General features: G+C 73.7%; 13 protein-coding genes. 10 read left to right on the top strand and 3 right to left on the bottom strand.

The window, feature by feature from the left end:
• Positions 1 to 134 precede the first annotated feature (134 nt).
• Positions 135 to 980, top strand: coding sequence for a phytanoyl-CoA dioxygenase family protein (locus ACH4PY_RS19300; protein ID WP_398183778.1), 846 nt, complete (start codon positions 135 to 137; stop codon positions 978 to 980).
• 115 nt (positions 981 to 1,095) lie between these two features.
• Here ACH4PY_RS19300 and ACH4PY_RS19295 read toward each other — a convergent pair whose 3' ends face one another.
• Positions 1,096 to 1,266, bottom strand: coding sequence for a hypothetical protein (locus ACH4PY_RS19295; protein WP_398183775.1), 171 nt, complete (start codon positions 1,264 to 1,266; stop codon positions 1,096 to 1,098).
• 304 nt (positions 1,267 to 1,570) lie between these two features.
• Here ACH4PY_RS19295 and ACH4PY_RS19290 point away from each other — a divergent pair, with 304 nt between their 5' ends.
• The 5 genes from ACH4PY_RS19290 (at position 1,571) to ACH4PY_RS19270 (ending at position 5,136) form a co-directional block, all read left to right on the top strand.
• Positions 1,571 to 2,719, top strand: coding sequence for an anion permease (locus ACH4PY_RS19290; RefSeq protein ID WP_398183772.1), 1,149 nt, complete (start codon positions 1,571 to 1,573; stop codon positions 2,717 to 2,719).
• 37 nt (positions 2,720 to 2,756) lie between these two features.
• Positions 2,757 to 2,978: a hypothetical protein gene (locus ACH4PY_RS19285; RefSeq protein ID WP_398183769.1), complete on the top strand. Its 222-nt coding sequence runs from the start codon at positions 2,757 to 2,759 to the stop codon at positions 2,976 to 2,978.
• 82 nt (positions 2,979 to 3,060) lie between these two features.
• The gene (locus ACH4PY_RS19280) at positions 3,061 to 4,062 is read left to right on the top strand and encodes a helix-turn-helix domain-containing protein (RefSeq protein ID WP_398183766.1); all 1,002 of its coding nucleotides are present in this window, start codon (positions 3,061 to 3,063) and stop codon (positions 4,060 to 4,062) included.
• Between the two features lie 268 nt (positions 4,063 to 4,330).
• Complete coding sequence (locus ACH4PY_RS19275) at positions 4,331 to 4,795, top strand: DUF6232 family protein (RefSeq protein ID WP_398183763.1); 465 nt, start codon at positions 4,331 to 4,333, stop codon at positions 4,793 to 4,795.
• On the top strand, positions 4,792 to 5,136 hold the full coding sequence (locus ACH4PY_RS19270) for a hypothetical protein (protein WP_398183760.1): 345 nt from the start codon (positions 4,792 to 4,794) through the stop codon (positions 5,134 to 5,136). The genes ACH4PY_RS19275 and ACH4PY_RS19270 overlap by 4 nt, the downstream gene beginning before the upstream one ends.
• Before the next feature lie 16 nt (positions 5,137 to 5,152).
• On the opposite strand, the gene ACH4PY_RS19265 is transcribed toward ACH4PY_RS19270, so the two are convergent.
• Positions 5,153 to 7,072 (bottom strand): glycoside hydrolase family 35 protein, encoded by a 1,920-nt coding sequence (locus tag ACH4PY_RS19265; protein WP_398183758.1) that lies wholly within the window; start codon positions 7,070 to 7,072, stop codon positions 5,153 to 5,155.
• Positions 7,073 to 7,260: 188 nt separating this feature from the next.
• Between ACH4PY_RS19265 and ACH4PY_RS19260 the strand changes: the two genes are divergently transcribed.
• The 4 genes from ACH4PY_RS19260 to ACH4PY_RS19245 all read left to right on the top strand — a co-directional run bounded on the left by ACH4PY_RS19260 (position 7,261) and on the right by ACH4PY_RS19245 (position 12,626).
• Positions 7,261 to 8,295 (top strand): LacI family DNA-binding transcriptional regulator, encoded by a 1,035-nt coding sequence (locus ACH4PY_RS19260; RefSeq protein ID WP_398183755.1) that lies wholly within the window; start codon positions 7,261 to 7,263, stop codon positions 8,293 to 8,295.
• Between the two features lie 292 nt (positions 8,296 to 8,587).
• Complete coding sequence (locus ACH4PY_RS19255) at positions 8,588 to 10,795, top strand: RICIN domain-containing protein (protein ID WP_398183752.1); 2,208 nt, start codon at positions 8,588 to 8,590, stop codon at positions 10,793 to 10,795.
• A 201-nt stretch (positions 10,796 to 10,996) separates the two neighbouring features.
• Positions 10,997 to 12,118 (top strand): glycoside hydrolase family 3 N-terminal domain-containing protein, encoded by a 1,122-nt coding sequence (locus tag ACH4PY_RS19250; protein WP_398183749.1) that lies wholly within the window; start codon positions 10,997 to 10,999, stop codon positions 12,116 to 12,118.
• 283 nt (positions 12,119 to 12,401) lie between these two features.
• Entirely contained in the window at positions 12,402 to 12,626 is a 225-nt protein-coding gene (locus tag ACH4PY_RS19245; RefSeq protein ID WP_398183746.1) for a hypothetical protein, read from the top strand.
• 81 nt (positions 12,627 to 12,707) lie between these two features.
• On the opposite strand, the gene ACH4PY_RS19240 is transcribed toward ACH4PY_RS19245, so the two are convergent.
• Positions 12,708 to 12,878 (bottom strand): DUF5670 family protein, encoded by a 171-nt coding sequence (locus ACH4PY_RS19240; RefSeq protein ID WP_398183743.1) that lies wholly within the window; start codon positions 12,876 to 12,878, stop codon positions 12,708 to 12,710.
• Positions 12,879 to 12,952 lie beyond the last annotated feature (74 nt).

Genomic DNA, 12,952 nt, shown 5'->3' with positions numbered 1-12,952 from the left:
CGTAGCCCGGATGAGCGCCGCCGGATAAGTGTCAACTGAGTACCGGAAGTGGGCAACACAGACGTGGCAGCACCCGTGCCCCGCCTGCGACCGTGATCCCCGCCCCACCCCCGGACGCAAGGAGTGACACCGAAGTGACCGTGACCACGGCAACCGGGACCGACGAACTGGACGTCCCCTATCCGGGCCTGCCGCCGACCGCGGCCGCCGACTTCAACCGCGACGGCTTCGTGCACCTGTCCGGTGTGCTCTCGCCGGAGACGGTCGGACGCTACGAGCCGGTGATCACCGCGGAGGTGATCCGGCTGAACACCCAGCACCTGCCGCTGGGCGAACGCGACACCTACGGCAGGGCGTTCCTCCAGGTGACCAACCTGTGGCGGGAGAACGAGAGGGTCAGGCGACTGGTCTTCTCCCGGCGGCTGGCCGGTATCGCGGCGGCCCTGCTGGGAGTGCACGCCGTCCGGCTCTACCACGACCAGGCCCTCTACAAGGAACCGGGCGGCGGCATCACCCCGTGGCATGCCGACCAGTACTACTGGCCGCTGTCCTCCGACCGCTGTGTGACCGTCTGGCTGCCGCTCCAGGAGACCCCCCTCGCGATGGGCCCGCTGGCCTTCGCGCGCGGCAGCCACAACTTCGCGCGCGGCCGCGACCTGCCGATCTCCGACGAGTCCGAGCGGCAGCTCGTGCGGGCCCTGGCCGAGCAGGACTTCGAGGACGTCGTCGAGCCGTTCGCCCTCGGCGACGCCGGTTTCCACCGCGGATGGACCTTCCACCACGCCGGCCCGAACGGCGGTACGCAGCCCCGCCGTGTCATGACGGTCATCTACATGGACGCCTACATCAGGGTCACCGAGCCCGTCAACGCGCACCAGGCGCGCGACCGCGCCTGGATGCCCGGCGCCGCCGTCGGCCAGGTCCCCGCCACCCCCCTCAACCCCGTTCTGTACGACGGCGCTCCGGGAACGCGCGGCTGACGGACCGCCCGCGGCGCGGGCGCGCGGGCCCGGAACCCCGGGAGGTTCCGGGCCCGCGCACCGGGCCGGTAATCAGCGAACGGAGGCGCCGCGGGCGGGCACGGCGGTCAGGCGGTCAGCTCGGGGCCCACTGGTAGGTCCTGGGCCCGACGAGCGTCGTCCAGACCGCCCCGTCGGCCGACCCCTGGACGGACAGCGTCTGGGTCCTGGGGGCGAAGGTGTACGGCAGGGCGATGCCGACCGCGGTGGCGGTGGCCCCCGCAACCCCGGGCGGCCGGCGGAGCACACCGCGGTGCTCCGCGGACCGCGCGAACTGGACACCTGTTCGGCCGGGTGCGGGGCGGCCGCCCCGGCACCGCCGGCCGGATAGCTCCGGCCTGCGCAGAGAACCCCAGCACAATCGACCTGCCGCGCCCGGCGGTTCGGCGTACCCGGGGTGATGCCGCGTGCGCCCGTCCGGTCCCGGGTTCATCGCAGAGGCTTCCACCGGCGCGGTTCTCCCGTGGTGCGTTCGGGGGAGGTCCCGGGCGGCGGTCCGGCATCCCGTGTCCTTCGCCCGGCCGGACGCCCGGCCCTGTTTACCTGAGCGGATGGACCACATCACCTTCCTCGTGGGAACGGTCATCGTCACGGCCCTGGCCTTCGACTTCACCAACGGCTTCCACGACACCGCCAACGCGATGGCGACGTCCGTCGCGACCGGCGCGCTGCGCCCCAAGGTCGCCGTCGGCATCAGCGGGGTGCTGAACCTGGCGGGGGCGTTCCTGTCCACGGAGGTGGCGAAGACGATCTCGGGCGGGATCGTGGACGACGCCCTGGTCACACCGGGGATGATCTTCGCCGGGCTGGTCGGCGCCATCCTGTGGAACCTGACGACGTGGCTGCTCGGGCTGCCGTCCAGCTCCTCGCACGCGCTGTTCGGCGGCCTGATCGGCGCGGTGTGGGTGGGCGCGGGCCGCAGCGGGGTGAACTTCGACAAGGTGCTGGAGAAGATCGTCCTCCCCGCCGTCGCCTCCCCGGTGGTGGCGGGCCTGACCGCCCTCGCCGCCACGTACCTGGCGTACCGGGTCACCGCCCGCGCACCGAAGGACGGCGTCTCACGGGGCTTCAGGTCCGGCCAGATCGCCTCCGCCTCGCTGGTCTCGCTCGCGCACGGCACCAACGACGCGCAGAAGACGATGGGCGTCATCACCCTCGCCCTCATCTCCTGCGGGGCACTCGGCCAGGACGCGGGCCCGCCGACGTGGGTGATCCTGACCGCGGGACTGGCCATCGCGAGCGGCACGTACGTGGGCGGCTGGCGGATCATGCGCACCATGGGCAGACAGCTCGTCGAGATCGAGTCGCCGCAAGGGTTCACGGCCGAGTCGACGTCCGCCACGGTCATCCTCAGCTCTGCCGGCCTCGGGTTCGCGCTGTCCACCACACAGGTGTGCTCCGGTGGCATCCTGGGCGCCGGAGTCGGCCGCCGGCTCGCCGAGGTGCACTGGAACACGGCGGGGCGGATGGCGCTGGCCTGGCTGGTGACGCTGCCGGCCGCCGCCGGGGTCGGCGCGGTCGCGGCGGGCGCGGTGGTGCACGGCGGCACGCTGGGCACGGTGCTGATCGCGGTGGCCGCGGCCGTCGTCGCCGTCGTCGTCGTCCTGCTCTCGCGCCGCAACCCGGTGCACGCCGCGAACGTCAACAACGCGCCGGGCACCGCCGCGACCCCGCCGGCCGACGCGGAGGCCGGGGCGTGACCGCACCAGGCACCGACCGGGGAGCAGGAGGCACCGCATGGACGTGAAATGGGGATCGCTCGCGGAGGTCGCGGTGGTGAGCTTCGGCGCCACCGTCGGCGTGGTGCTGGTGTTCGCGCTGGGGGTGCGCGCGCTGGCCGGGCGCGCGGCGGACCGTCCGGCCGGCCCCGCCCGCAACGTCGCGGCGGGAGCGTGCTTCACGGTGTGCGCCGCCGCGGTGGCCTACGGGCTCTACCTGCTCGTCCCGCAGTTCCACTGACCCGGCCGCCGCGGGGCCCGCGGGCCCCGACGTGGCCGAAGACCTGCTTCCCCGGCGGGACCTGCTTCCCGACCATGGCAGCGTGACGCCATCCACCACCCCGTCCGTGGTCACGCTGTCGAACAGCGCGCTCGCCGCCCAGGACCGCTTCGGCTGGTACGTCGACGTCATCCAGGACCGGCTCGCGCCGCTCGCCATGGCCAGCCCCTACGCGCGGGACTTCCCCGCCGAGATCGTGCACACCGATCTCGGCGCCGCGCAGCTGGCCCGCTTCTCCTTCCCCGCACTGGACGCCACCCGTACGCCCCGGCACATCCGGCGCGGTGGCGCGGAGGCCTACATGCTGGGACTCGTCCACCGCAGCCCCATCCAGGTGACTCAGCAGCGCGCGAGCGTGGCCGTCGACCGTGGCGGGCTGGTCTTCTTCGACATGGCCTATCCGCTGGAGGCGGTGTTCCCGGACCTCGCGGAGCGCTCCGTCGTCACGGTCCTCCAGCTGCCCAGGGCCTCCTTCCCGCTGCCCGGTGACCGGATGGAGCGGCTGCACGCAAGGCCGGTCCCGACCCGCGGCGCCACCGGATCCCTGCTGCGGCAGCTCATGGGCACGGCCCTCGGCCAGGTCGCGGACCAGACGGTGGCCGAAACCCTGCGCCTGGGCACCATCGCCGTCGACCTGGCGGCCGCGTTCCTCGCCGGGCACCTCGACGCGGCCGGCCTGCTCCCGGCCGACACCCGGAGCCGGACCCTGAGGGCGAGGATCGAGGCCTTCATCGAGGCGAACCTCGGCGACCCCGGGCTCACCCCGGGGGTCATCGCCGCCCGCCACCACATCTCGGTCCGCACCCTGCACCAGGTGTTCGGCAGTGAGGCGGAGAGCGTCATGGCCACGGTGCGGCGCCGCCGCCTGGAACGCTGCCGCGCCGCCCTCGCCACCCCCGCCCTGCGCGAGCTGCCGATCGGTGTCCTCGCCGCGCGCTGGGGCTTCTCCAGCGCGGCGGAGTTCAGCCGGGTCTTCAAAAGGACGTACGGCACGACACCCCGGCAGTTCCGGAACGAGACGGCGGCGGCGCGGACCTCGCGCTGAATGCACATTCGCCGCGCACCGGCGGCCTGCTGAACGGGCGTGCGGAGCACGACGATAGGGGGTCCGGCGTCGGGGGGGGACGCCGGGCCGCGGACGGTTCGCGGCACCGCCGCCCGTCCGTGCGGCAGGGCGGAGCGCCTGTGGGTACGAGGGGGAGTGCATGACAGCCGGGGGACATTTCGTACCGCCACCGCCACCGCCGGGGCCGGGGCCGTACGGACCGCTGTCGGGGCCTTCGGGCCGCGCTCCGGCGCCGTTTGGGCCGTACGTGGAGATCGCGGTCCGGCGCCGGACGCTGTGGGTGGGCCCGGCGGCCGTCCCGCTGCACAACATCACCCGGGTCGAGGCGTCCATGGTCAGACCCGCCCTGACCCGGACCTGGGGCCAGCGCCTGATGTGGAAGACCGCTGCCGTCTCGGGTGCGGTGGTCCTGGCGTTGCGCGCCGCCGGAGCCGACGAACTCTCGCTCGCCCCCCTGGCCGTGACCGCCGTGCTCCTGTTCGTCCTGCTCAGGTCCGGACAGGTGCGGCCCGTCCTGGCCGTGGAGACGGCAGGCGGCTCCTGCGTGGCCGTGACGCTGCCGAACCTGGAACAGCTCGCGGAGATCGCCCGGCAGATCGTTCACGCGATCGACCACCCGGAGGCCGAGTTCACGCGCTTTGTGTACCAATACACCTACAACGGTCCGGTCTTCAACCAGCACGGCAGGACGAACACGGGGATCAGACAGTGACCGAACCGACACACCGGACGACCTACAACGGCCCGGTCATCCACCAGCACGGCGAAACGAACATAGGGATCAACCACGGCGACGTCGGCCGCGCCCCGGACGCGGAACTGCGCGCCGCTGTCGGCCAGTTGGCCACCGCGCTCCTCGCCGTCGCCGCCCACCTCACCCCGGCGCAGAGCCGCACGGTCGAGGAGGTCCGGCCGGTGCTCGTGACGGACCGGGCCGCGATGACCGCGAACCGCCCGGCGCTGGAACGGCTCGGGCGGGTCGCGGCTGCGGTCGGCCCGCTGGCCGAGCCCGTGGCCGCCGCGCTGGCCCGGCTGCTGGCGCTGCTGGGGTAGGCGGTCGCGGTCGCGGTCAGAACGTCTCGACGTACTCCTGCGGCGGGCCCAGTTCCGGCCGGTCGCGCAGTTCGACGGCCTCCCCGAACCGCTCCAGTTCCAGCACGGTGACGGTGTTGCGGCCCGGTGCCAGCAGCGGCGCGGGCACGTACAGGGTGGTCTGCGGACCGGTGTGCCAGTAGCGGCCCAGCAGGGTGCCGTTGATCCAGGCGAAGCCCTTGCCGAAGCCGGGCAGCGCCAGGAAGGTGTCGGCGGGTTCGGGCGCGGTGAAGTGCGCGGTGGCGAAACCGGCCCGGCCGTCCGGCGGGGCGGAGGCAGGGGCCCGGCGGACGTCCCGCGGGGTCCACTCGTCCAGCGGGAGCCCGTGCATCCGCCAGGTGTGGACCAGGCGCCGGCCGACGCGGACGCCGCCGAGGATGCCCTTGCCCTGGCCGAGGAGGGGGCCGTAGTTGATACGCCCCTGGTTCTCCACGAGCAGGTCGAGCCGGACCGGCCCGCCGGTGCCCTCGACGGTGAGGGCGGAGGTCTCCCCGTCGAGAATCCCGGCCGGTGCTCCGTCGAGGAAGACCTGGGCGCGGTCGTGCAGGCCGTGCACGCCCAGCTCGTGGCGCCCGGCCGGGATGCGCGGGGCGGCCCGGTAGAGCACCAGGCCCGAGGGCTGCTCCAGCTCCTCGAAGCTCAGCGGGGTCGGGGAGCCGACCGCGGGCCGGGCCATGGCGGTCAGGCCGTCCAGCAGTCCGGCGCCCCGCTCCGTCCGCAGCACGCGGGGCGGGAGCAGCGGGACACCGGCGGGCGGGGGAGGGGCCTCGGCGCCGGTCAGGGCCAGCAGCCGGTCGCGTATCGCGAAGAACTTCGGCGTCGGGGCGCCGTGCTCGGCGATCGGGGCGTCGCTGTCGTAGCTGGTGACCGTCGGCTGGAGACGGACCCCGTCGTGGTTGGCTCCCGAGGTGAGGCCGAAGTTGGTGCCGCCGTGCGCCATGTAGAAGCTCACCGAGCCGCCGCCGTCCAGGATGCCGGACAGTGTCTGCGCGGCGCTGTGCGGGGAACGGACGTGGTGCTGCTCGCCCCAGTGGTCGAACCAGCCGCTCCAGAACTCCGCGCACACGAAGGGCTCGCCGGGCCGCCTCCGGCGCAGCGCGGCCGCCGCGTCCGCGGGCTTCGACCCGAAGGTGGCGGCGGCCAGCACACCCGGCAGCATCCCGGCGTCGAGCATGAGGTCGGTCGGGCCGTCGGCGGTGTAGAGCAGCTCGGTGATCCCGCGCCCGGTCAGCGCGTCCCGCAGCCACTCCAGGTGGGCGGTGTCGTCGCCGTAGCTGCCGTACTCGTTCTCCACCTGCACCGCGACGACCGGCCCGCCGCGTCCGGCCTGGGCGGCGGCGATCCGCGGGATCAGCTCGTCGAACCAGTCCGCCACGGCGTCCTGGTAGGGGCGGTGCGAGGTGCGCGGGCGCATCCCGGGCGTGCCGGTCAGCCACGCGGGCAGGCCGCCGTTGTCCCACTCGGCGCAGATGTACGGGCCGGGGCGGACGACGGCGTCGAGGCCCGCCTCCTGCGCCAGCTCCAGGAAACGCCCGATGTCCTGCCACCCGTCGAAACGCGGCCGCCCGCGCCGCGGCTGGTGGAAGTTCCAGGCGACGTACGTGTCCACGGTGTTGAGGCCCATGGCGGCCAGGCGCGCCAGCCGGTCGGCCCACTGCGCCGGGTGGACCCGGAAGTAGTGCAGGGATCCGGCGAGGATCCGGTGCGGACGGCCCTCCCGCAGCAGTTCGCCGTCCCGCCACGACAGCGCCGGTTCGGCGCCTGCGGGCGGCTGCCGGGAGAAGGCGGAGGCGGCAACGGGTTCCGCGGCGGGGGAGGGCCCGTCCCGCAGCTCGTCCGGGCGGACGACCATGCCGCGGAACGCTATCGATATCGCGTCGTTGCCCGATGACCCCACGGACCACTCCTTCTCGAGGCCTGCCGGCCCTCTGCGTCGGGCTCCGCCAGGTGCGGCCCCTACTGTGGCACGGGATGTTATCGATGCCAATCTCATCCCCCGGGCGGTACGGGCCTTCCCCCGCGTACCGGGCCACACCCGTGGATGGGAGCGGTAGCATGGCGCGACACAGGGGCGAAGGGGCGCACATGGTGAGGGAGCCGGACGGCGGCGGCGGATCCCGGCCGCCGGGGATGACCGACGTCGCCAGGGTCGCGGGCGTCTCCGCCCAGACGGTGTCCCGGGCGCTGGGCGGGCATCCGAACGTCCAGGCAGCGACGCGCGCCCGGGTCCTGGCCGCCGCCGAGCAGCTCGGCTACCGCAAGAACAACGCCGCCCGGGTGCTGTCCTCCGGGCGCAGCCGCACGATCGGGCTGGTCACCCTGGAGACCGGCTTCCACTCGCGGGCCGCCTTCCTGGCGGGCGCCGAACGCGCCGCGCACGAGGCGGGCTACTCGGTGAACACCGCCACCACCGCCTCGCTCGACACCTCCGCGATCGAGGCCGCGCTGCTGCGGCTGGCCGAGCAGCACGTGGAGGGCGTCGTCCTGGCGGTGCCGCTGATCCACGTGAGCCCGCGGATCGAGCACCTGACGGCCGTGGTGCCCACCCTCACCATCGACGGTTCGCGCACGGCGGCCACCGAGGTCGTCGCCGTGGACCAGGGGCGGGTGGCCGAGCTGGCGGTCCGTCATCTGCTCGACCTCGGCCACGAGACGGTCTGGCACGTGGCCGGACCCCAGCAGTGGCTCGACGCGGCCAGCCGCACGGCCGCCTGGCGCGCGGTGCTGGAGGCCGAGGGCCGGGCGGTGCCGCCGCAGCTGGACGGCGACTGGTCCGCGGCCTCCGGCTACCGGTGCGGCCTGGTCCTGGGCAAGATCCCGGACGTCACCGCCGTGTTCGTCGCAGGCGACGAGATGGCCTTCGGGGTCGTCCGGGCCCTGCACGAGCTGGGCCGGCGCGTGCCGGACGACATCTCGGTGGTCGGCGTCGACGACATCCCGCTCGCCGAGTTCTGCTCGCCGTCCCTGACCACCGTGGCCCAGCCGTTCGCGTCCATGGGCGCCCTCGCGATCAGTCATCTGCTGCGGCTGGTCAGCGACCCGGCGGCGGTGCGGGAGCGCGCCAGGGTGGAGCCGGAACTGCGGGTGCGCGCCAGCACCGCCCCGCCGCCCGCGCGCTGAACCGCCCCGCGCCCGCGGCCGGGTGCCGGTGCACAGCACCTTGGCATCGATAACATCCTCTGCCATGCTTCGGCCTGAAAGGCCGTCGGACGGGTGTACCCCCGTGGTGGCGCGAGCCTCCGCCCGCCCCTGCCGTCCGCGGTGTTCCACCTGGTACGCCAGGTCACGCCCCCCGTGCGAGCGGCACAGATGTGCCCCGCACCCCGCGATGTCGGGCATGGCATCGATAACCCCGATGGGAGGAACGCCGGCCCGACCGCATCGACGCGCCCCCCACCTTCGAGGAGTCCCCGTGCGACGCACCTGGAGAACGCTCCTGACCGTCCTGACCACCGCCCTGGCCGCGGCCGTGCCCTCCGTGGCCGCCGCCCGGCAGACCGGCGCATCCGCCGCCCCGCCCCCGTACACCGTCACCGTGGGCGCCCTCGGGTCCTGGACGCACCCGGACGACACCCCGGCGGCCGGTTACCTCGACAGGGACGGCACCTTCCACTTCCAGCAGGCCCACTCCCTCTACGGCTCCACCCAGGGCCGGTCCTGGAGCTTCTACTCCGGCACCGACTTCGACGCGGCCACCCGGGACCCCGTCAGCGACGCCGGCACCAACCCCGACACGACCGTGCTGTGCGACAACAGCCCGACGGGCGTGGAGGCCACCGACCCCCCGGCAGGTTCGGGCTACTCGCAGCGCAACTTCTGCGACCTGGCGGGCGTGTGGGTGGATCCCGACACCGGCGACTGGTACGGCCTGGTGCACAACGAGTTCACCCCGCAGCCCTTCGGCGACGGCCTGCACTACGACGCCGTCGACTGGGCGCTGTCCACCGACCGGGGCCGCAACTGGACGATCGAGGGCCACGCCATCACCTCGCCGTACAGCACCCGGCGCGGTGACACCGCGGCCTTCCCGCAGCAGACGTACTACTACGGCGACGGCGACCAGCGGCTCTACGTCGACGCCGCGTCCGGCTACTTCTACGTGTATTACGGCTCGCGCGTGGTCGACAAGAACGGCGGGTGGAAGGCCTTCTACGAGCACGTGGCACGCGCGCCGATCGCGGGGAAGATGGCCACCGGCACCTGGCAGAAGTGGTACGACGGCCACTGGACGGAACCCGGCGTCGGCGGCCGGGAGAGCAACATGGTGCCGGTGGCCTCGCCCGGCGACACCGGTTACACCCCGCCCGCCAAGGAGTACCGCCCGGACACGCCCGGCACCACCGGCCAGCAGATCGCGGCCGGCACCGCCCCGCCGACCTCGCCGCTGTTCGTCATGGACATCACCTACGACGCCTACCTGGGCCTCTACATCGGCGAGCCGCAGGCCGTCGACCAGTCGGGCAACGCCCCGCAGCAGTTCTACGCCACCGACAACCTCGCGACCCAGAAGTGGACGCTGCTCGGCGACTCGGGCTCCTACCGCACCGCCTCCTGGTACCGCTGGTTCCTCGACAGCGCCACCAGGACGGGCACGGCAGTCGTCGGCAAGGACTTCCGCTCCTACTGCTCCTTCGGCTGCTCGGGCGGCGCCTCCGGTCAGTACGTCAACCTGACGATCGGCGCGGCCGCCCCCGCCGCGTCGCCCTTCGACCCGGCGACGGCCTACCGCATCACCAGCGGGGCGGGCGGTGTGCTCGCCCAGGGCGCCGGCACGTCCGCCACCGTCTCGCTGGCCGCAGGTGCCCAGTCCCCGGCGGGCACCTGGTTCTTCGGCGCCGACGGCGACGGCTCGTACCGCGTCACCAACGCCGCGACGGGGCAGCTGCTCGGCGTCCCCGCCACCCCGTCCGGGGGCCGGGCCTGGGGCAGCGCGCCCGTCGTGACACCGGCACCTGCGGGCGGGCCGACCACCGCCCAGCAGTGGTTCGTCCTCCCCGGCACATCGCCCGGCGACGGCGCGCCCACCGGCACCTACCGGCTCGTCAACCGCTACAGCGGCCTGGTGATCGGGCTGTCCGCGCCCGGCGTGCGGCAGCCGGAGACCACCCCGGTGCGCGCCTGGAGCGACACCGGCGGCAGCCCCGTCGGCGGCGGCCGTACCGCCGCGGAGCAGACGCTCACCGTCACGGCGGCAGGCACCGCGCCCGCCCCGCTGGACGGCACCCGCACCCTCACCACGGGCGGGAAGGCGCTCGACGCTCCCGACCACAGCGCCACCGCGGGCACCCAGCTCACGGCGTGGACCGCCAACGGCGGCGCGAACCAGAAGTGGACCTTCACCCGGCAGTCCGACGGCTCCTACGAACTGGCGAGCGCCGAGTCCGGCCTGTGCGCGGACGTCGACGGCGCCTCGGCCGCGGCGGGCGCGAAGGTGATCCAGTGGCCGTGCACCGGCAGGGCCAACCAGCACTGGAGGGCCACCGCCGGGGCGGACGGCACGTACACCCTGGCCTCCGTCGGCAGCGGTCTTCTCCTGACGGCGGCGTCGAAGGCCAACGGCGCCCTGATCACCCAGCAGCCGGACGGGAACTCTCCGCTGCAGCGGTGGACGGTCCGCTGACCGGTCCTCTCGGTCGGCGCTGTTCCCCTTCGCGGGCGGGCCGCAGCGAGCGTCCTCGCTGCGGGCCGCCTGCGCGACCGGTCAATGGCGCTTTCTTTCACGCATCTTGTACGACGAGAAGACTTCCTTCACTCTTGGCGTGGACCGCATCCGGGCGCACCCCCGTCCCGGCCGCCGCACGCTCACCACCCGGAGGACGACATGGCAGATACCGGCCGTCCCGGTCGCCCCTTCTCCCGCCGCACCGTCCTGGCGGCCGGCACCGGAGCCGCCGCCGCGGGCCTGGGCGGCATGTTCCGCCCGGCCGGGGCCGCCGCGCCGACCCCGCAGCAGCAGGCCGGGCAGCGGGTCGTCTTCTCGTACTCCGGCACGACCGTCCCGCAGAGCCTGCTCACGCAGATCAGCGCGGGCCAGGCGGCCGGTGTGATCTTCTTCGGCGACAACATCGGCAGCCTCGCCCAGATCACGGCGGCCGTCCAGCAGATACGGCAGGCCAACGCGAGCAGCCCGTCCTCCGCGCCGCTGCTCCTGATGACCGACCAGGAGGGCGGGCAGATACGGCGGCTGCCGGGCGCGCCGGTCCAGTCCGCCCGGCAGATCGGTGCCTCGGCCGACCCGGCGGGCGCAGCGGCGAGCGCCGGCACGGGCGCGGGCAACCTGCTGCGCAGCGTCGGGATGAACGTCAACCTGGCCCCGGTGCTGGACGTCTACCGGACGGCCGGGGACTTCGACGACCAGTACCAGCGCTCCTACAGCACCGATCCGGAGGTGGTCGCGGTCTGCGGACGGGAGTTCGTCACGGCCCAGCGCGCCACCGGAGTCGCGGCCGCCGCCAAGCACTTCCCCGGCCTGGGGTCGGCGAGCGCCGCGCAGAACACCGACCTGCGGGCCGTCACCCTGCCGGTCACGCTCTCCCAGCTGCGGCACATCGACGAGATCCCGTACACCGCGGCGCTCGCCGCTGGCGCCGACCTGGTGATGGTGTCCTGGGCCGTCTACCCGCAGCTCGACGCGGCGCGTCCCGCGGGGCTGTCCCCGACCGTGGTGCAGAGCGAGCTGCGCGACCGCTTCACCTTCACCGGGGTCACCGTCACCGACGCGATCGGCGCGGGCGCGCTGAGCGGCCTCGGCACCCCGGCGCAGAACGCGGTCACCGCCGCGGCGGCGGGCATGGACCTCGTCCTCGACGCGTCCGGTGATGTCGCTCAGGGCCAGGCGATCGTCTCCGCCCTGGCCGCCGCACTTCAGAACGGCGCGCTGGGCGCGGCCGACTTCGATGCCGCGGTCGGCAGGATCGGCGCGCTGCGCGCCCGGCTGTTCTGACGCGCCCTCCGGGCCCGACCGACAGGTGTGCGGCGGCGACCCGGCGTACGGAAAAGGTGCGCCCGGCCGTCCAGGGGGGGGAGGGACGACCGGGCGCCACCGGGCGGCAGCGCCGCCGGTCCCCGAGGGGACATCGGCACCCTGGGGGGCCAACAGGTCGCGTGCCCCGGTTCGGCGCCCTCACACCCGGTGTGCCGCGGCGACCCGGTTCGGCTGATTCCCGCACCCCCACGGTTTCGCGCGCCCGTTCGAGGGCAGGCGGCCATGCGTCTCGGGAGGTCGAATGCCGAAATTCGAGGGCGAGAGCCGTGATCCGTCGACGGAGCAGCTGCCCATTGTCGACTACAACCATCTGGCGGGCCGGACGGCGGAGAGTTTCTTCCCCGATCTGGGCCCGGCGGAGCTGACCGACCTGCTCCGGTACGAGAAAGCGCACCGAAATCGCCTTCCCGTCATCCGGGCACTGGTCGCACGGCTGAGGAATTACCGCCACAAGGGGGCGGTGTAACCCCGCCCGTGCCGGGCGGAACGGCATGTGGTGAGGGCGTTCCCCGTCGGGGAACGCCCTCACCACATTGCCGATGTCCTGCTACCAGCGATACCACCGGCCCCGTCCGCCGCTGGAGTGGGTGCCCCGCAGGACGAATCCCAGCAGCCACAGCACAAGGACGACGACCGCTATCCACCACAGGAGATGGAGCGCGAATCCGGCGCCGAACAGAAGCAGTGCGAGAAGAAGAACGACGAGCAACGGTCCCATGATTATCAACCTCCAACCGGCGTATTCCCCTGCTCCCGTCATGTATGCCGCCGGAGTTCCCCGCCGGGTAAGTG

Origin of the sequence: Streptomyces sp. NPDC021224 (genome assembly GCF_044332905.1) — a bacterium.
In the GTDB taxonomy this organism is placed as follows: Bacteria; Actinomycetota; Actinomycetes; order Streptomycetales; family Streptomycetaceae; genus Actinacidiphila.
This window is presented reverse-complemented; position numbering and strand designations above follow the sequence as displayed.